Here is an 18,515-nt window from a genome sequence, read left to right on the forward strand (position 1 = left end):
GCATCTGGTTCCCGTCTCAGTGAGAATTCACGAATAACGGTAATCAGAATCTCTATCTGGTGCCTGTGACTAGCTCAAAAAGGAACATACGGTCATCAGTCACAGCATCTGGTTCCCGTCTCAGTGAGAATTCACGAATAACGGAAACCAGAATCTCCATCTGATGCAAAACATTCATATGATATGCACTTAAAGAACATCACCAAATTTTCATAAATACAACACCATATGCTCCTCATCGAAATACACATTCCCGATTTTTAACGCTTTTTTATCCCTTCCAAATGTTTCGAAACCAAAAGAATGGTATAGTTTTTTTGCAGGTTCATTTGTCGCCTCAACCGTTAAATAAATTTGTTCGATCTCGTTTAACTCTTTCGCCTTTTCTATTGCCGCAGCTATTAATTGTTTTCCAATGCCCATTTTACGCTTTTTAGGTGAAACGTACATTGCAAATATATTCGCCCGATGTTTAAGTTTCAATTTGGATTCTTTAAACAATGTTACCGAACCGATTAAAGCATCATCCTCAAATGCACCGAAAGTAAAGGAATCCCCTGATTGAAATCTTTCTCCATATACTTCAGCGGGATTATCTTTCTCTTCTTCATAGCTGGAAGCAAAGGCTGAAGGATGATTTTTTAATGCAATTATTCTTAAATCACGATAAGCGTCAGCATCATTTGGATTTAAAAGTCTAATATACATAAATTCACCTCGTGGACTCTAATTCTATTTAGTGTACATTAATCCCAAGTTTTTTCATATTTAATTTTGGGTATATAGGAAATAATAGGCATACAGTTTTTACTACTTATGAGTCATGGAGAACGATGAGATGAGAAAGCGCCGGTTGGAGTTTTTAATTGCTTTTGTTTTAATACTTTCCCTATATATGATCCTTTTCGGCCATTACGGCTTGGAAGTCAAAGCCGTGATTTCACTGTTATATTGTTCAGCGCTCGCGATTAGTATATTTTCCTTAATGCTAGAGAATCGATCTCCTCAGCATACCCTTTTATGGGTATACGTTTTAATTTTTTTCCCTGTTTTAGGATATCTATTTTATTTATTTTCCGGACAGCTTTATTTAAAAGGATATCTTTTTAAAAGTAAGCGAAAAAGGGATCGAGATGAATGGAAGAAGCTTTTGCAGCAGGAATCTTCCCCTGATTTTTCATTTTTACAAGATACTCAGCATTCTTTTTTAAAGTATGCAAGCAATGCTTCTCCTACTCCGATAAGTACAGCTTCACGAGCATTTATATTAAAAGATGGTGAAGAAACATTTTCTGAAATTAAGGAAAAACTGAGTGAAGCGGAAGTTTTTATTCATATGGAATACTATATATACCGATCCGACCGTCTTGGTAAGGAAATTATTCAAATCCTTATTGAAAAGGCGCGAAAAAACGTAGAGGTTTTGTTTATGGTCGATGCAGTCGGGAGCAGAAAAATAGATGCAGAAGATATACAGGCTATGCAGAAGGCCGGGATAAAAGTAAAGTCATTTTCCCCATTAAAGTACGGCTTTTTTAATCAAAAGATTAATTTTCGCAATCATCGTAAGATCATTGTGATCGATGGAAAGGTTGGCTTTGTAGGCGGTTTGAATGTTGGTGTAGAGTATCTTGGTGAGGATAAAACGATCGGATTTTGGCGTGATACTCATATGCTGCTTAAAGGGGAGGCTGTGTATTCCCTTCATACCGTCTTTTTACTTGATTGGGAATATGTCAGTGGGGAAAAGCTTCTTGGGAAATATACGTCATATAAATCAAAAATAGAAGAGGATGTCCTAGATGGTGCGGTACAAATTGTAGCGAGTGGTCCAGACACTCAGCAGGGGCTTATGAGTGATTTTTATTTTTCCATGATTTCCTCAGCTACTAAGTCGATCTGGATAGCGAGCCCCTATTTTGTACCTGATGAAGCCATTCGGACTGCATTAAGAGTTGCTGCTGGAAAAGGAATAGAGGTTCGAATCATGGTTCCGGAAATTAATGATGGTTTCCTAACCCAATATGCAAGCAGATCCTATTTCCCTGAGCTGCTTCGTTTTGGGGCAGAAATATATTCTTATAAGAAAGGATTTTTGCACCAGAAAATTATAATTATTGATGGCAATCTTGCTTCGCTGGGAACGGCAAATATGGACATGCGCAGTTTTCACTTGAATTTTGAAGTCAATGTATTCCTGTATGGCACAAGCTCCATCCGGGAACTCGTAGCCCATTACGAAGAAGATATGGAATATAGCGAAAAAATCAGTCCTGTTCAATATTTCAAAAGAGGTTTTGTTGAAAGATCGAAGGAGTCATTTGCAAGACTGTTTTCAGGGGTTTTATAAATTGGAGCTGCTTAGACAGCTTCTATTTTTTTGAAAAAAATTTAAAAATCCCACTTGAACCTCTCGTTACGTGATCTTTTACAATGAAGGTAACAACGATAAAGGGGATAGGAAAATGGAAGAGAGAGTATTTCGGTTAATAGATGGGCGCAAATTAGATTATATCGAATACGGTAAAGCGGAAGGAATTCCAGTGATGGTTTTTCATGGAACTCCTGGGTCCAAAATATGGTTTAGAGATGATAGTGAGATAACAAAATCCGGACTGAGACTCATCGCAACAGACAGACCTGGCTTTGGAACATCCGATCCGAAGAAAAATTGGAGCCTGCTTGACTGGGCATTTGATGTCGGGGAATTAGCGGATGAACTTGGTCTTGATCGTTTTTCAGTTTTAGGTGTATCAGGTGGAGGAGCTTTTGTGGCCGCTTGTGCATACCAAATACCAGAACGATTAAATCATGTTTCCATGATTTCAAGTGTAGCTCCTTTTGACAATGGAAAACCGCCAAAAAGTATGGTGAAGGAGAATCGAATTGCGTTTATCTTAAGTAAACATGTACCTTGGCTAGTCAACTATTCTTATAAAATGCAAAAGAAGATGATGGGGCAGAAACCGGAAAAATTTATGATTTCAATGAAAAAAGGAAATAAACATTTAGGCGAATGGGACCTCCAATTCATTCAAACGGATGAGCAGATTAAGGATATGATGGCACACTTAATGGGGGCTCTTCAAGTAAGAACTGACGGGGCAGTTGATGAAGTCAAATTGCTGTCAAGGCCATGGGGATTTCAATTAAGTGATATACAAATCCCGGTTCATATTTGGCACGGGGAGGGTGACCGGATGGCTCCTTTTGATGAGATAAAGAAAGTGTCGCAAGCGATACCTGAAGCTGTTTCTCACTTTGTGCCTGAAGCGGGACATTTCTTGGCAGATGATGAAACGGTCTGGGAGGATATTGTCAAACAAATCAAAGCAGACCACGAAGATATCGAAACCCACAATAGTAGTAAAAATAGGAAAAAACTAATATAATATTATTGTTTGATGGTTTTGAATAGTCTGATCAAAAGGGGGAGTTTCATGCTTTCAACATCTGTCATTGAGGATGTCCTTGCCGCTGCGCTTGCAACCGGCGGTGATTTCTCTGAAGTGTTTGTCGAGGACCGATATACGAATAACCTGACCCTTCAGAGCGGCAAAATTGAAAATAGTTTGTCAGGCAGGGATTTTGGGATTGGAATCCGGGTTTTTAAAGGTTTACAAAGTGTCTATACGTATACAACCGATGCATCAAAGGAAGGATTGTTAAAAGCAGCTAGAAATGCAGCCCATGCTATTACTGGAAATGAGATTATCCAGCCACAGCCTCTTGTTAAAGAGATTATTAAGTGCGGACATCCAATTGAAATAAATCCGAAAGATACCGAAAAATTCCGCAAAGCGGATGTGATGAAAAAGGCTTATGAAATAGCAAAAAACTATCACTCTAGTATTCAGCAGGTATTAATTCGTTATATAGACGAAGAGCAAAATGTACTGATTGCAAATAGTGAAGGGAAATTGGTTGAGGATAAGAGAGTGAGGAGCAGATTGGCGATCCAATCCATTGCCTCTGACGGCAGCCAAATTCAGCCTGGCTTCTACGGTCCGGGTGCTCACAAGGGATTTGAGTTTTTTGAAAATCTAAATCTTGAGCATTATGCGAGGGAAGCCTCTCGGATCGCTGTGACAATGCTAGGTGCCGAACCATGTCCAAGTGGGAAGTTCCCGGTCATTATTGATAATGAATTTGGCGGGGTTATTTTTCATGAAGCTTGCGGACATGGACTTGAGGCTACATCTGTTGCGAAGAATAACTCTGTTTTTGCGAATCGGATAGGCGAAAAAGTTGCTTCAGATGTCGTTACATATATTGATGACGGCACACTAGAGAACGAGTGGGGATCGATTACAATCGATGATGAAGGTGAAAAAGTGCGAAAAAATGTCCTCATTGAAAATGGGATATTAAAAGGTTACTTGATTGATAAATTTAATAGCCGAAGAATGGGCATGCCATCAACGGGTTCTGGCAGAAGACAATCCTACCGCTTTGCTCCGACTTCCAGAATGACGAATACCTATATAGCGGAAGGCAAATCCACTCCAGAAGAGATTATCGCTAATACGGAGAATGGAATTTATGCTAAATATATGGGGGGCGGTTCCGTTAATCCAGCAACCGGGGACTATAATTTTGCGGTAATGGAAGCATATACGGTGAAAGATGGTAAGCTAGGCAAACCGCTAAAAGGGGCTACATTAATTGGAAACGGTGCGGAAACATTAAAGCTTGTCGACATGGTCGGCAATAATTTAGCTCATGGCGAGGGAATGTGCGGCTCTTTAAGCGGAAGCATCCCAGTGAATGTTGGCCAGCCAATGGTTCGGGTAAGTGAAATGACGGTTGGCGGCAGTAAGGAGGCTGAGTAAGGATGATGATCCAGGATTTTAAGCAAAAGCTTTTTTCACTCGGTGAGCAGCATGGTTTTTCTGATATGGAGCTTTATTATGAAAAAGAGGAGAAATTTAGTTGCAGTTTGTTTAAAGGCGAGCTGGATTCCTATGAAAGCTCTGAGATAGCTGGCTTCTCGTTTCGGGGTATAATTGATGGGAAAACAGGCAGCGCGTTCACCGAAAAGCTTGATGAGGAATCCGTATTATTTTTAGTAGAAAGTGCCAAGGAAAATGCCCTAATTTCTGAGGAAGAAACAAAGGAAGAGATGTTTGCTGGAAGCGACTCTTACTATGAAGGAAGTTTTTATTCAAATGAACTGGAGAAAGTAACTATTCCAGAAAAAGTAGAACTACTAAAGACAATCGAAAAGCATATCTATGCCTATGATGAAAGAGTAACAGGGACGAATTATTTTATGCTGGAAAGTGCAGATTCAGAGAGAACCATCATAAATAGCAAGGGTCTAGAACTGAAGGAAAGGCTTAACCATATTGGTCTGTTTATTTCTGTTGTTGTGAAGCAGGGGGATGAAATTAAAACAGGTTTATATATAAACGTGACAAGGGATTTCTCCTCTTTAGTTCCTGAAGAAATTGCCAAGTATGCTGTTGAAGAGGCTCTTTCACAGTTAAATGCGCAAACGGCAGTTAGTAAACGCTATCCGGTAATATTACGAAATACCGCAGCAGGAAGTCTCCTGCAAACCTTTTCGCCGATTTTTTCTGCCGAAAATGCACAAAAGGGCCAGTCTCTTTTAAAAGAAAAGGTTGGAGAGGTCATTGCTGTTCCTACATTACAAATTGTAGATAATCCATTTCTTGAAAATGGGTTATTCAGCAAAACCTTCGACAGTGAAGGAATGGCAACAGCTAAAAAGGATATTGTCAAAGATGGAAGACTTGTTACACTTCTTCACAATCGGAAAACAGCAGAGAAAGCAAATGTCGAGTCAACGGGGAATGCCTATAAATCTTCCTATAAAGGATCTTTAGCTATTTCCCCAACGAATTTCTATATTACCCCTGGCCATAAAAGTTTAGATGAGCTAACTTCATCGTTAAAGGAAGGCATCATCATAACGGATTTGGAAGGGCTGCATTCTGGTGCAGACTCGGTTTCAGGTGATTTTTCTTTAGCTGCCAAAGGGTTTTATGTAAAGGATGGCGAAATTCAGTTTGCTGTCAAACAGATGACAATCGCCGGGAATTTCTATGAGCTATTAAACAGCATTGAGCAAATTGGATCTGATCTTGACTTTTCATTCTCTTTTGTCGCTCCAGGTTATATCGGTTCGCCATCCCTGTTAATAAAGGAACTGGCTGTAACAGTAGAATAATAGTCGTTAAGAAACTCTTGAATAAAGGTGTGTACGAGTATGGAGCTTTTAGACGGAAAACGAATCATTTTACGCTCTTTAACACTGGAAGATGCGGAAAAGATTGAAGAATATGCAAGTGATTACGAGATAGCGAAAACGACTTTATATATACCGCATCCGTATCCGAAGGGCTCTGCAAGGGATTTTATTGCCAAGGTTCTAGAGGCAGAACAAAAGGGGGAAGCGGTCACTTTTGCCATTATCAGCAAGAAGGATCATGGTTTTATAGGCCTCATTAGTATTGGTAAAGTAATGGAGCATCGCCGCGGAGAGCTTGGCTATTGGGTTGGCAAGCCATTTTGGGGGAATGGGTATGGAACGGAAGCAGCGAGACTGGTCATTAAATACGGTTTTGAAATATTAAACCTGAATCGTATTTATGCAGCAGCATTTACAAGCAATCCTGGTTCGTGGAGAATTATGGAAAAATGCGGAATGAAGCACGAGGGAGTTTTCCGGAATCATGTTGTTAAAGACGGAAAGGCCATTGATTTAACTTATTATAGTATTTTAAAAGAGGAGTACATGAATTACTAATCACAAGTTTTTGGAAATTAAATAAAATCATGGATTTACTCAAAAATTTATCATTATTAAACTTAAAAAAAATTTTTAATAATTATCTCTCATAGGTTTTTCCTGTGGGAGATATTTTTATGAATAAATGGGTAAAAAACCTTGGTGATTAGTCTATTCATGATAGTTGTACACGAATATATTGTTTATTAAGTACACCGAAGGGAGATGAAGGTAGAATGACTAGATCTTTTGATGATAATGGAAACCAAGATTTTTTTAGGAGTTCAAACAGAGGGAATCGTCGAAACACAAATGTTGATGTGGATGTAGACTTTGACACAGATATTGATAATAGGTTAAGAAATAGGTCAAATTCTGAAGCTGAAGCAGATGTTCGTAACACTGATAAAAATACGAATATTGCTCGAAGCTTAATCACAAATTCAGGAAATTCGAGAGTTGACATTACACTGAATAGCAGAAGCAACGCTCGTGTTCGGTCAGAACAAGAACAGGAAAATGATCAAGACCAAGATATTAATGTAGATATAGATGATTAATGTATAAATAATTCTAACTCCACTCAATAGTTTATTAACAGTATAAATTGCTTTTTTAGCAGTGAAAATTATTATTTTACTGCTAAAAATCTTTTTGTCTGTACTCAGATAGTTAGGCGTGTATGAAAGGGGTATTTTTACACGCCTACCATAAAAGTTTTATTAGATCAGAAAGGTGGAAGTTAATATGAGGAGAAGGAGACGGAAATCCCATTTTGACAATGATAACTTTGTGAGCGCGGGAGGAAACCGCAGAAACAATACAAACACAGATGTAGATCTAGATGTGGATTCTGATTTCGAAACCGAATTACGTAATAGATCAGAGTCTGAAGCAGATGCTAATGTTAAAAATACGGATAAAAACACAAATGTGGCTCGAAGTACAATCCATAATTCTGGTAACTCTAGAGTCGACATTAGATTAAACAGCAAAAGTAATGCACGTGTAAGATCAGATCAGGAGCAGGATAACGACCAAAATCAAAATACTGATATAGATGCTGATTTTGATTTCTAATATAAAAGGTGGGATTATTAAGTCCCGCCTTTATTAGGATAGGTGATGGTATGAGTTCAAGAAGGCCAGCAAATAAATATATTTCCCGTTTCATGAATTCAAACGAAGAAAATGACATAGAGATAAATAACATTGAAGAAAATAGGAATAGTGCTGAAGCACGATCAAAAGAACAAAATACAATTAAAATAAACAACGAGAGTAAAAATTCGATTGGGCAAAGTGGAAACTCAGATGTGGATTTGCAGGTAGATGTTCATGTTGATACGACTGCTATAGGGTTTGCAATACTTTGTTCATTACTAGCAACCAAACAAATGAGCAATTTAGAATTTGAGCAAGCGGTAAAAAGGCTGGAAGAAATCACTAAGAAAAAGGATATTATTTTCACGGATTCAAACAATCTTTCAAATGTTAAAATTTTTAAAAAACGATAAAATAGAGTGGATCATAACTTCCACTCTATTTTTCTATGTGTTTATATTGATTAATTTAGTACAAACACAGCCAGTATAAGAATTTAGTCTCTGCTTCCAAGAATACCGAAAATACGCAGTATATTAATGAATAAGTTAATAAAATCAAGATATAAGTTTAGAGCCATTAATGGAACTTCCTCAGCTGTTACACCGTATCTTTTCATACGATTAAAGTCAAAAAGAACATATCCGCTAAATACAAGCACACCAATGAATGAGAAAGCAAGCATTCCTGTTGAGCTAAGCGGCCAAAAAATATTAAAGATCGAAATGGCGATCAATGCAAACAAAGCAGCCATCAGCATACCGCCCAGGAAGGTCAGATCACGCTTTGTTGTTGAAGCATAAATCGCTAAGCCTGTAAAAATGGTAGTTGTTGTCGCTAATGCAAGCAAAACCGGGTTCGGGCCGATTGTTGCAAGATAGTGAGAAATAATCGGGTAGGTTGTCATTCCCGAAATAAATGTAAAGGCGAATAGGAACGAATAAGACATAGCCTTTTTTCGGCGTATTATAAATGCAAAAAGGAGCATTCCTATTTCAAGAATAATGAGCGGCAAAAACATAGCCGGTGGTACAAAAACTCCCGCCATTGTGCCAATAAAGGCAATTCCTAATGAAATCGCAAATGTTCTTAAGACAGCAGGAAGATGACTATGGTTTGCTGTTTGTTGCATATACATGATGCTTCACCCCATAAATTTTTTCTTAATAATTATACGTTTGTCCTTTATAAGGGTTTCAAAAAAAATTATTTTTCTTTTAATAAATCCCTAATTTCCGTTAGAAGAACTTCCTTCTTATCGACTGCCGGCTTCGATTCCTCCTGCTTTTTAAAGCGTTTGTTGATGATTCTGACGAAAATAAAAATCGAAAACGCAATAATAAGGAAATCTAAAATAGTCTGAGTAAAAGCCCCAACCCTTACTTCAGCCGTTCCAACTGTAATAACAAGCTGCTTTGTCAAATCAACCCCACCCACAAGCAGCCCTACTAGCGGCATAATAATATCTTCCACGAGGGAGGAAACAATTTTTCCGAAAGCAGCCCCGATTATGACCCCGACTGCAAGATCTAACACATTCCCTTTTAATGCGAATTTCTTAAATTCATTCAGCATAGCTTGAAAAACACCTTTCTCTTACAAAATTAACGTTAATTATACTATGCTCGTTAGGCAAATCACCAGTTATGAAAGCATTATTTTTATCCTAAGACAGAGGATAGGTGGGGGTTAGCCGATGAGGGGAGTTTTTCGAAAAATGGGTATATTGGGAGATTTGTAGAATGGCGAGCGATTTGTTACACTTTTAACATACAAAAAGAGTTTGTCATTTTTGTAATGAAAAAATAACACTTGTTTATACAAATTTTGCTTTTATTTACAGGGAGATTTTAATGAAAAATTATCTATATATACTTTCTTTCTTGATGTTATCAGGACTATTAGCAGCATGCTCGAATGAAACAAATGCTATAAATACTACAGGGAATACACAAATTAAATCTTCAGCTGTACAAACATCTGTTGATAAGATGAAGACAAAGGACATAGCTTGGTTAAAGGAAAAAGCGCTTTACCAGTTTGAAGCGACAGAAGGGTCAAACGATTATTCGGTGTTTCTTTATGCTGAGGATGAGCACAATGTAATAAAAGAGGAGAACGGTTCAGGCGGGAAAAATCAACTATTCACCGGAATGTATTTCTTTTATCTAGCAGACAAGGATTCATCAGTAGCATATAAACAGATAGCCCTAGGCAATGGGGCCCCTTTCAAATTTAATCCATCTTTAAACCAGGCCTATTCTATAAAGTTAGGGAAAACTGCGGTCTTTATTGCACTTTATCCAAGTGAACAACGTACTTTTAATCCCTATTTATATGCCATAAAAGATGGAGAGATTGTGAAGGTTGCTCCTGAAGAAGGACTTGATGAAATTACTGGAACGGAAATAAAGACGATTAATCAAAAATATTTGCAAACTGCTCATTTACAGGAAAATAACGTTTGGAAGTTTGTGACATGGGAGTTTAATGAAGAAACATTGGAAATCAGCAAAAAAGATGAATCTGCATTTGATGAAAAGTCAAAGAATTTAAGCGAGCAATGGTATAAACGATGGAGTGAGAAGAGAGAGTTATACTATCCCTTCCATAACATAGAGCTTAGCCATGATATGGTTGAAAAGGCGAAGCAAGGAATCCCTTTAGGAAGTCCGTATCCAATCGGAACGAATATTGCTAACATCAAGAAATCCGAGCCTAATTTTATGGAGGAAGGGATTATGGAAGGTACACCCTATTTGATGTACCCGGAAATTACCTATTTTTATGATAGTGCAACTGGTTCGGTAACAGCCGTCTCCATTCCCGGCGAGCGTGTGAAAACAACTTTAGAAGAGATTAAGAAATTACTTGGAGATCCGGAGCAAGAGGGGATCAATGCGGATAAGGAGATTCGCGCAGTCTACAATGCAGATAAATATGTTGTAGAGGTTTTGTCTGATGAGAATGGTATGGTGAAAAATATCTATTTATCAAAAAAATAAACATAGCAAAGGCTGCCGACAAAGTCGACAGCCTTTCACCTGCTATTGTCTAGTTTCAGCGCCTAGCCCCGAAGTACAGGACGTACTAGTGTCGACAATGCAACAGGACAAGGAACGCTTCGGAAGCGTAATCATCGCACGACCAAAAGCTGAGCTTTTGGGAGGACGTTGCGTTTTTGTCGACCTCGAGGTCATAAGCCAAGCCGTCAAGAAGGTTAAAGTACAACCTTCCTGCCGGCTTGGCTTATGCTTGTCGGACTTGCACAGGATGTGCTGACATCGGCGTTCGCCACAGGACGTTGCGGTTTTTAGTCGATGTTCATCTGATCAAGGCTCTTCCGCTTTTCTTTTTAGAATGCCCAATCCCCATTGCGGAAGACAGACTCTGTTTTTCCGTCTGCTGTAATGCCGTCAATGTCCATTTCGGCCGATCCAATCATGAAGTCGACATGTGTTAGGCTATCATTGAGACCATGTTCCTTTAACTCATCACTAGACATTTGCTTTCCGCCTTCTAAACAGAATGCATAGGCACTGCCGATTGCAAGATGGTTTGATGCGTTTTCATCGAACAAAGTATTATAGAAAAGCAGATTAGATTGAGAAATTGGTGAATTAAAAGGAACGAGCGCCACTTCACCAAGATAATGTGAGCCATCATCTGTTTCGACAAGCTGTTTAAGAATTTCTTCACCTTTCTCTGCCTTAACATCAACAATACGGCCATTTTCAAATGTTAATGAAAATTGATCGATAATATTTCCGCCATAGCTTAATGGCTTTGTACTGGATACCGTTCCATTAACACCAGTTCTATGAGGCACAGTAAATACCTCTTCAGTTGGCATATTGGCCATGAATTCATGACCCTTTTCATTGATGCTGCCGGCCCCACACCAAAGGTGCTTTTCAGGAAGCTCGATCGTTAAATCAGTACCAGGTGCTTTATAGTGCAGCTTTTTATAGCGTTTACTGTTCAAATAATCTACTTTCTCGTGCAGTGTTTCATCATGCTTCTTCCAAGCTTCCACCGGATTTTCTAAATCTGTACGTGTAGCTTTAAAAATCGCATCCCACAATAATTGCACTCTTTTTTCTGCAGGTGCATCAGGGAATACCATATCGGCCCAAGCAGGAGACGGGGCTGCGATAACGGTCCAGCTGACTTTATCCGCCATTACCAACTTTCTGTAATTTGAAAGTGCTTTCCCCGCAGCTTTTTGAAAATTACCGATTCTCTCGGATTTAACACCCTTTAGTAAGTCGGGGCTTGCTGAAACGATGGACATGAAGGCAGCGCCGTTCTTTGCCAATTCTTCAAGTTCCTTCGCACGCCATTCTGGATATTCATTGAAAGCCTCATCAGGTGCGAGCTCATATTTCGTACGAGATACAATATCGTCATTCCAATTCACAACTACATTATAAGCACCGGCCTCGTATGCATTCTTTACGATAAGTCGAACTAACTCAGCTGAATCGAGGGCTGTATTGATGACAAGAGTTTGCCCATTTTGAATATTAACGCCAACCTTTACAGCAAGCTCTGCATATTTTTCTAAATTCGTTTGAAAGTCACTCATTATATAATCTCCTTTACCAAAATCTTCTTTATAATTGTAACTTTTTTGTTTGGAAAAAGAAACTTTGAAGAAATAAAAAACAAAAAGGAATCCTAGATAGATCCCTTTTTGGCAACTACTGTATTTGGTTTTTCAGAAATGGAAAACATGAGCCAGTAAAGCACAGCACTTAAAACCGCAAGGCCAGCTAAAATTAAAAACGTCCAGTCATACCCAATCCACACAGTCAAGGGAATGGAAATGGGTGCAATCGTTTTGCCGAATGTAAACCGCAGGCTTGCAGCCGCAAAATATTGCCCGCGCATATGCTCAGGAGCGATTTTTGAAACGAAGCTTTGCTGAATGCCTACTGTCATTAGCTCACCGAATGTAAAGAGTGCCATTGCAATGATTAAACCCCAAATCCAAGTCGTTTGTCCAAACATGAAAATGGCTACTGCATACGTAAGGGAGGAAATCACAAATACATTTCTTTCCTTATATTTAATCATGATTTTCGTGACAGCTACAGTAAATAAGGCTACGAGAAAACCATTTTCAGATAAAAGAATGCCGAAAGCTTGCTCACCACTGACCGTAAAGGCCCAATCACCGAATTTCAACAGTGTTTGGTTGTTTATAAACTCGCTCGTATAAATCGGAATTAATAAATCCAGCTGCATAAATGTTTGTGCCGCCAGAACACCTGCTATGATAAATAGAAGGAAGACTTTATCCTTAAAAATGATCCCATAATCCTTCATCTGCTTGATTAAAAAGGAATACCATTTATCATTTTCATTAACTATATGGGACTGTTTGGGCATAGTTTCTCTCGTCATTTTTGCTAAAATACAAGCTAAAATAATACAGATGATGCCCGCAATTAATAGAAGCTCGAAACGGTATTTCGTGTAAAAAATGGCTCCCAACACAGGTCCGATCACAACTGCAATATTAATAGAGGTATAGAAAATCGCAAATACATGGCTGCGATGCTTTTCCTCCACAACATCTGCAACCATTGCCTGACTTGCCGGCCAATAAAATGAACTGAAAATGCCAACAAAGGCAAAGCAAATAAATCCTAGCCATGGCGAATTCAGCCATGGGGAATCGGCTAGCGCAAAGACTAGAAAGCTAAGGCCCTGTCCGAATGCTGATAAAACCATCATCGTTTTTCTTCCAAAACGATCCGCGCAATACCCGCCCATTAAATTGGCTAAAACGGAAAATACTTGAGAAAAAATAAGCAGCAATCCCGCTTTATCCTTCCCAAATTCACCTGCAAAGTAAATCGTCAAAAAAGGGAAGAACATCCAAAAAGTGATGTTAATTGCCGCTTCTCCAAATAATCGTACTTTTAGATTTGAATCCCAATCTCTTATTCTCATGCTGTATCCTCGATTTCCCTTCAGAATAACTAAATAATATTACCATTTTATTGAAGGATATACAAGAATATCTTATTTTTAACAGCTGTGAAGAGTAAATTATTATTGTGGAAATAAAAACCCTATGCTAGGCATAGGGTTCCAAAAGCTTTCAGCATGGTATTAATAAACTCCTGTTTATTGCCAATAAATTTTGGTTACCCAACCAAAATTTCAAACATACGGAGGAGTCTTAATGTAAAAAGAAACTAATAGTTTAGCAGATACAACTTGGAACTGTAAGTTTTTCAAATTTTCTCAAGGCTGTTTGAACATCCTTGAAACCTGGAACTTCCATTAATCAGATATAGACATCTGAATATTAGTTCTTACACTTTTTAACACTTAGGAGCCCAAAAATTGGAGGATTCAATGATGCCATTGACAATCTAATCTGTCCCTCTTTCTTTTATCGTGGCTTTTCAAGTCCATACTTTTTAATATGGTATTGAAGACTTTGACGGGTAATGCCAAGTTTCCTAGCGGCCTTAGAGATATTCCAATCTGTTTGTTCTAAGGTTGTTTGGATAAAATGCTCTTTGGAATTGGCAAAAATCGATTTCATCGGCTTTTTCTCTAATTCCTTCATTTCAATAGATTTATTTTTTTTATTGGAAAAGATTTTCCGTCTTATGTAAGTTGGCAGGTGATCTATTTCAATTGCCTTGTCGGCTTCGGAAACACGAATAATGAGATTCTCTATTAAATGCTCAAGCTCTCTAGTATTTCCCGGCCAATGATATTGAAGAAGAGTTGTCATCAATGATTTCGAGATTTTTGGCACGATCTTATTGAACTTTTCCTGATAGGATTCTAGGAAATATTCAATAAAGAAGTGAATATCCTCTGTCCGTTCCCGTAATGGAGGGATGTACAAGCTTGTTCGTGCAATACGGTAAAATAAGTCAAGTCTCATTTTTTCTTCAGTTATAAGCTTTTCCGGATCTTCGTTCGAGGCACTGATGACAGTACATTGAACAGGTGAAACATCATTTGAGCCAACTCGTCTGACTAATCGTTCCTGCAAAACGCGCATTAGCTTCGATTGCAATGTCATAGGCATCGAGTTAATCTCATCTAAAAATAATGTCCCGTCCTTTGCATGCTCGAAAAGACCAATTTGATTAGTGGCACCTGTAAATGCCCCTTTAACAGTACCAAATAGGGTGCTCTCCAAAAGGTTTTCCGGAATGGCTGCACAGTTAATCGCGATAAATGGACTGTTAGCTCTTGAGCTATGATTATGAATACTTTGGGCAAACAGTTCTTTTCCTGTTCCTGTTTCCCCGACAATTAAGACATCCGTATTATGAATCGCAATGTTCTGTGCTTCCTGAATTAGATTTTTTAAGGAAAGGCTATTGCCCTTAATGTTTTCAAATGTGTAGGTAGTGCCATTTTTTGAGTCTTGACCATTCTTTTCTGTGAAGGCGATCTTCCGCTTTTGCTCAATTGTTTGGTAAAGCATATCTTTAAGTCTAGTCTCATTCGTGCTAATAGAGTATACCGCGATGGTTTCTCCATCCTTTTGAATGGGAAAAGTACTATAGTTCACATACTTCGGGACCCCATTAATAGTTGAATGCGCCCTGTATCTTGAAAATATCGGCTTTCCGGTTTTAAAAGTATGTTTATGTTCGGAATTTTGCGGATTATAGTTATAAACTGACCATAAATGCTTGCCAATAATCTCATTCCGATTTAATCCTTCCATTTTTTCTTGAGCGAGATTGTATAAAATAATTTCTCCATTTTGATTGCTCATCATAACCCCTTCACCAAGAGATTCTATTATTTTTTCCAAGCAAAACAATCTCATTTTTGGATTGGCTAATAAGTCAGAAATGTCCTCAAAACAAAGAATGATATAGTGAACATCTGCAGAGAAGGTTTTCACTTCAACGGAAAATTTCTTTTGAGAAAATGAAACTGTGAATGTTTCATTTTCCACAAAGCGTACATGCTCACATGGGAGGAGTTCAGCAATATGAGTGCCCTCAGCAACCTCAAATGAACTAATCTGATTCATGTCCTGCCAAACAACTTCGTAGTTTTCATTTAGAATCATGACGCCATCTGAATAGCCCTTCATTAATTTACAAATAGATTCTGCAATCAAAACTTTCCCTCCTGACTTTGCTAACTATGAAAATACATATTTTTAATATAACATTAATTATGAATTTTTTAAATAATCTGCATGCAGTATTTATCTGCATGCTTTAAATTTGTAACGGCTTACACTTCATTGTGTCTAATGAAACTGCTAAATATTTCTAATGCCAATTTTATCTGCAGGACCTACCAAGATATTATTTAAGAAATTTAATAATTACATTATTCATAAAGAAAAATATTAAATAAAATTGTTGATATATAAGGACTAATTAACTAATTTCTTGAAAAATTCACTAGTTTAATAAATTTGGCACGTTCTTTGCAATATCTATTAATGAGTTACAGAAATTAATATTAATCTAGGGGGAAATATACATGTCACAACCAGAAATCTTATATTCCGTTAAAGCACAAAGAGGGCCGGAGCTTCGCTGTAAAGGATGGAGACAGGAATCCATTCTGCGGATGCTGGAAAATAATATGGAAAACGCTGAAAAGCCAGAAGAACTTGTCATCTATGGTGGGATTGGGAAAGCCGCCCGTAACTGGGAATCTTACCATGCGATTGTTAAATCTTTGAAAGAGCTTGAAGATGATGAAACATTAGTTGTGCAATCAGGTATGCCTGTTGCGGTATTTAAAACACATAAATATGCCCCAACAGTTGTCATGGCAACGACAAACATTATGAAGGCAGATTGGCCAACATTCTACGATTTACAAGATAAAAACTTAACGATGTATGCGAACTATACGGCTGCACCTTGGGAATACATAGGGACACAGGGCGTTATCCAAGGCACATTCGAAACATTATCAGCTATTGCACGTCTATACTATAGTGATTCACTTGTTGGAAAAATCCTTTTAACAGCTGGTGCTGGCGGAATGGGCGGAAACCAAACAAGAGCGATGACCATGCATGGCGGAGTAGCGATTCTATGTGACTCAAACGTAGAAATCATTAAGCGTCGTATTGAAAAGAAATTTATTGATGTTTTAGCCGATTCATTGGATGAGGCGATTGCAATGGCAAAGCAGGCGGCTGCTGAAGGCAAGCCACTAGGTATTGCGGTAGTTGGAAACGCTGCAGATATTTTCGAAGAGGTACTTGAAAAAGGCTGGTTGCCAGATATCTCAACTTCTATGACGCCAGGTCACGATCCAATTTCTTACTTACCTGCAGGCTACACAGTAGAAGAAGCAGAAAAGCTTCGTGATACCGACCGTACCCTTTACTTAGAAAAAGCACGCGAAACGATGATCCGTGAATTGAAAGCGCTAATCAAATTTATGGACTTAGGCGTTCACTCTTTTGAATATGGTACAAGTCACCGTAAAGAATGTGTCGATGCCGGTTTTGATCCGAAGGAAGCGAAACGTCTTCCAGGCTTCGTAGCGGAATACATTCGTCCATTGTTCTGCGAAGGCCGCGGACCTTTCCGCTGGGTATGCTTATCCGGTGATCCAGAAGATTTAAGAAAAATTGATGAAATGATTTTAGAAAAATTTGCAGATGACTACCTAGTAACTCGCTGGATTAAGCTTGCGATGAAGCATATTCCAATTGAAGCACTTCCAGCTCGTATTTGTTATATGGGCTTTGGTCAAAGAAAAGCATTTGCATTAGAAGTTAACGATATGATTCGTCGCGGCGAGCTTTCTGGACCAGTTGCATTCTCTCGTGACAACTTAGACTCAGGCTCCATTGTGAACCCAACATTTGAATCTGAAAACATGAAAGATGGCTCTGATTTAATCTCTGACTGGCCAGTATTGAATGGACTTCTTAATGCAGTTGGCATGTGTGACCTGATCGCACTTCAAGCGAACTACTCAATGGGTGAAGCCGTTCACACAGGAGTAACAATGATTGCAGACGGAACAGCCGAGTCTGACATGAGACTTGAAGTAGCGATGACAGTTGACTCTGGAATCGGAGTTGTCCGCCATGCGCAGGCTGGCTATGAAATCGCACAAGATGTTGCGAACGGAAAAGGAAAATTAACGAAGGAAAGCATCAAAATCCCANNAGGATTTAGAAAAAGAAGAAGTTAAGTAGTAAAAGACGTATACAAACTTAAATATGATCATTTAACAAATAGCCTGCTTTTCCTCTTTTAGGGAAAGCGGCTTTTTAGTGGGGATTGCTGCTGGAGATATTAATACGGAAATGCCACAAGTTGGGATTGTTGGCTCACTTAGTGCTGAATTACTAATTGGTGTCTTTTTAATACCAAATTTTCTCTGGTACAATACGCAAAAAATATCTGCGTTTTTTATAAGAAAGTTATTGATCACTAAAAAACATAAATATTATATAAATGAATGTGTTCCTTTAGACAATTAATTTTTCAAAAAAATATAAACTCCCTTAAGCTCCATCTATTAATGTCAAATATGCATAAAACATCTGCATATTATGATAGCTTGATAAAATAAAGTTTCATAGGGATGCAAATCATAAATAGTATTATTTAGCCAAAAATATCTGCGAATTATTTAACAGAATTAATTGAATAAATCCAATATTTAGTAT

17 protein-coding genes are annotated in these 18,515 nt (G+C 38.2%); 11 read left to right on the forward strand and 6 right to left on the reverse strand.

The window, feature by feature from the left end; all coding sequences use genetic code 11:
- Positions 1–210: 210 nt before the first annotated feature.
- A complete protein-coding gene (locus tag V7122_RS23030; protein WP_335354078.1) occupies positions 211–708 on the reverse strand; it encodes a GNAT family N-acetyltransferase in 498 nt (165 codons plus the stop codon).
- A 130-nt stretch (positions 709–838) separates the two neighbouring features.
- Here V7122_RS23030 and cls point away from each other — a divergent pair, with 130 nt between their 5' ends.
- The 8 genes from cls to V7122_RS23070 all read left to right on the forward strand — a co-directional run bounded on the left by cls (position 839) and on the right by V7122_RS23070 (position 8,271).
- A complete protein-coding gene (cls, locus tag V7122_RS23035; RefSeq protein WP_335354077.1) occupies positions 839–2,350 on the forward strand; it encodes a cardiolipin synthase in 1,512 nt (503 codons plus the stop codon).
- 115 nt (positions 2,351–2,465) lie between these two features.
- Positions 2,466–3,392, forward strand: coding sequence for an alpha/beta fold hydrolase (locus V7122_RS23040; RefSeq protein WP_335354076.1), 927 nt, complete (start codon positions 2,466–2,468; stop codon positions 3,390–3,392).
- 48 nt (positions 3,393–3,440) lie between these two features.
- Entirely contained in the window at positions 3,441–4,832 is a 1,392-nt protein-coding gene (locus V7122_RS23045) for a TldD/PmbA family protein (protein WP_335354075.1), read from the forward strand.
- Positions 4,833–4,834: 2 nt separating this feature from the next.
- Positions 4,835–6,193, forward strand: coding sequence for a TldD/PmbA family protein (locus tag V7122_RS23050; RefSeq protein ID WP_335354074.1), 1,359 nt, complete (start codon positions 4,835–4,837; stop codon positions 6,191–6,193).
- A 39-nt stretch (positions 6,194–6,232) separates the two neighbouring features.
- Positions 6,233–6,772 (forward strand): GNAT family N-acetyltransferase, encoded by a 540-nt coding sequence (locus V7122_RS23055; RefSeq protein WP_335354073.1) that lies wholly within the window; start codon positions 6,233–6,235, stop codon positions 6,770–6,772.
- Between the two features lie 218 nt (positions 6,773–6,990).
- Positions 6,991–7,314 (forward strand): hypothetical protein, encoded by a 324-nt coding sequence (locus tag V7122_RS23060; protein ID WP_335346763.1) that lies wholly within the window; start codon positions 6,991–6,993, stop codon positions 7,312–7,314.
- A gap of 187 nt (positions 7,315–7,501) precedes the next feature.
- Positions 7,502–7,834, forward strand: a complete 333-nt coding sequence (locus V7122_RS23065; protein WP_335346764.1) for a hypothetical protein — start codon at positions 7,502–7,504, stop codon at positions 7,832–7,834.
- Between the two features lie 50 nt (positions 7,835–7,884).
- The gene (locus tag V7122_RS23070; RefSeq protein ID WP_335354072.1) at positions 7,885–8,271 is read left to right on the forward strand and encodes a hypothetical protein; all 387 of its coding nucleotides are present in this window, start codon (positions 7,885–7,887) and stop codon (positions 8,269–8,271) included.
- Between the two features lie 83 nt (positions 8,272–8,354).
- Here V7122_RS23070 and V7122_RS23075 read toward each other — a convergent pair whose 3' ends face one another.
- Both V7122_RS23075 and mscL read right to left on the reverse strand, forming a co-directional pair.
- Positions 8,355–8,996 (reverse strand): Bax inhibitor-1/YccA family protein, encoded by a 642-nt coding sequence (locus V7122_RS23075; RefSeq protein ID WP_335354071.1) that lies wholly within the window; start codon positions 8,994–8,996, stop codon positions 8,355–8,357.
- Between the two features lie 68 nt (positions 8,997–9,064).
- Positions 9,065–9,433 (reverse strand): large-conductance mechanosensitive channel protein MscL, encoded by a 369-nt coding sequence (mscL, locus tag V7122_RS23080; RefSeq protein WP_335346767.1) that lies wholly within the window; start codon positions 9,431–9,433, stop codon positions 9,065–9,067.
- Between the two features lie 278 nt (positions 9,434–9,711).
- Here mscL and V7122_RS23085 point away from each other — a divergent pair, with 278 nt between their 5' ends.
- Positions 9,712–10,863, forward strand: a complete 1,152-nt coding sequence (locus V7122_RS23085) for a hypothetical protein (RefSeq protein ID WP_335354070.1) — start codon at positions 9,712–9,714, stop codon at positions 10,861–10,863.
- 350 nt (positions 10,864–11,213) lie between these two features.
- Here V7122_RS23085 and V7122_RS23090 read toward each other — a convergent pair whose 3' ends face one another.
- The 3 genes from V7122_RS23090 to V7122_RS23100 all read right to left on the reverse strand — a co-directional run bounded on the left by V7122_RS23090 (position 11,214) and on the right by V7122_RS23100 (position 15,977).
- A complete protein-coding gene (locus tag V7122_RS23090) occupies positions 11,214–12,446 on the reverse strand; it encodes an aminopeptidase (RefSeq protein WP_335529459.1) in 1,233 nt (410 codons plus the stop codon).
- A 92-nt stretch (positions 12,447–12,538) separates the two neighbouring features.
- The gene (locus tag V7122_RS23095; RefSeq protein ID WP_335346271.1) at positions 12,539–13,819 is read right to left on the reverse strand and encodes an MDR family MFS transporter; all 1,281 of its coding nucleotides are present in this window, start codon (positions 13,817–13,819) and stop codon (positions 12,539–12,541) included.
- Between the two features lie 448 nt (positions 13,820–14,267).
- The gene (locus V7122_RS23100; RefSeq protein ID WP_335354068.1) at positions 14,268–15,977 is read right to left on the reverse strand and encodes a sigma-54 interaction domain-containing protein; all 1,710 of its coding nucleotides are present in this window, start codon (positions 15,975–15,977) and stop codon (positions 14,268–14,270) included.
- 374 nt (positions 15,978–16,351) lie between these two features.
- On the opposite strand from V7122_RS23100, the gene hutU reads away from it, so the two are divergent.
- Positions 16,352–18,034: a urocanate hydratase gene (gene hutU, locus V7122_RS23105; RefSeq protein WP_335529461.1), complete on the forward strand. Its 1,683-nt coding sequence runs from the start codon at positions 16,352–16,354 to the stop codon at positions 18,032–18,034.
- Between the two features lie 82 nt (positions 18,035–18,116).
- Positions 18,117–18,326, forward strand: a complete 210-nt coding sequence (locus tag V7122_RS23110) for a hypothetical protein (protein WP_335529463.1) — start codon at positions 18,117–18,119, stop codon at positions 18,324–18,326.
- Positions 18,327–18,515 lie beyond the last annotated feature (189 nt).

The sequence above is a fragment of the Bacillus sp. JJ1532 genome, from assembly GCF_036965085.1.
In the GTDB taxonomy this organism is placed as follows: Bacteria; Bacillota; Bacilli; order Bacillales; family Cytobacillaceae; genus Cytobacillus.

Excerpts from the sequence above, each read along its gene's own strand:
- V7122_RS23030 (WP_335354078.1), bottom strand. The coding sequence starts at position 708 with ATGTATATTAGACTTTTAAATCCAAATGATGCTGACGCTTATCGTGAT.
- cls (WP_335354077.1), top strand. The coding sequence starts at position 839 with ATGAGAAAGCGCCGGTTGGAGTTTTTAATTGCTTTTGTTTTAATACTT.
- V7122_RS23040 (WP_335354076.1), top strand. The coding sequence starts at position 2,466 with ATGGAAGAGAGAGTATTTCGGTTAATAGATGGGCGCAAATTAGATTAT.
- V7122_RS23045 (WP_335354075.1), top strand. The coding sequence starts at position 3,441 with ATGCTTTCAACATCTGTCATTGAGGATGTCCTTGCCGCTGCGCTTGCA.
- V7122_RS23050 (WP_335354074.1), top strand. The coding sequence starts at position 4,835 with ATGATGATCCAGGATTTTAAGCAAAAGCTTTTTTCACTCGGTGAGCAG.
- V7122_RS23055 (WP_335354073.1), top strand. The coding sequence starts at position 6,233 with ATGGAGCTTTTAGACGGAAAACGAATCATTTTACGCTCTTTAACACTG.
- V7122_RS23060 (WP_335346763.1), top strand. The coding sequence starts at position 6,991 with ATGACTAGATCTTTTGATGATAATGGAAACCAAGATTTTTTTAGGAGT.
- V7122_RS23065 (WP_335346764.1), top strand. The coding sequence starts at position 7,502 with ATGAGGAGAAGGAGACGGAAATCCCATTTTGACAATGATAACTTTGTG.
- V7122_RS23070 (WP_335354072.1), top strand. The coding sequence starts at position 7,885 with ATGAGTTCAAGAAGGCCAGCAAATAAATATATTTCCCGTTTCATGAAT.
- V7122_RS23075 (WP_335354071.1), bottom strand. The coding sequence starts at position 8,996 with ATGTATATGCAACAAACAGCAAACCATAGTCATCTTCCTGCTGTCTTA.
- mscL (WP_335346767.1), bottom strand. The coding sequence starts at position 9,433 with ATGCTGAATGAATTTAAGAAATTCGCATTAAAAGGGAATGTGTTAGAT.
- V7122_RS23085 (WP_335354070.1), top strand. The coding sequence starts at position 9,712 with ATGAAAAATTATCTATATATACTTTCTTTCTTGATGTTATCAGGACTA.
- V7122_RS23090 (WP_335529459.1), bottom strand. The coding sequence starts at position 12,446 with ATGAGTGACTTTCAAACGAATTTAGAAAAATATGCAGAGCTTGCTGTA.
- V7122_RS23095 (WP_335346271.1), bottom strand. The coding sequence starts at position 13,819 with ATGAGAATAAGAGATTGGGATTCAAATCTAAAAGTACGATTATTTGGA.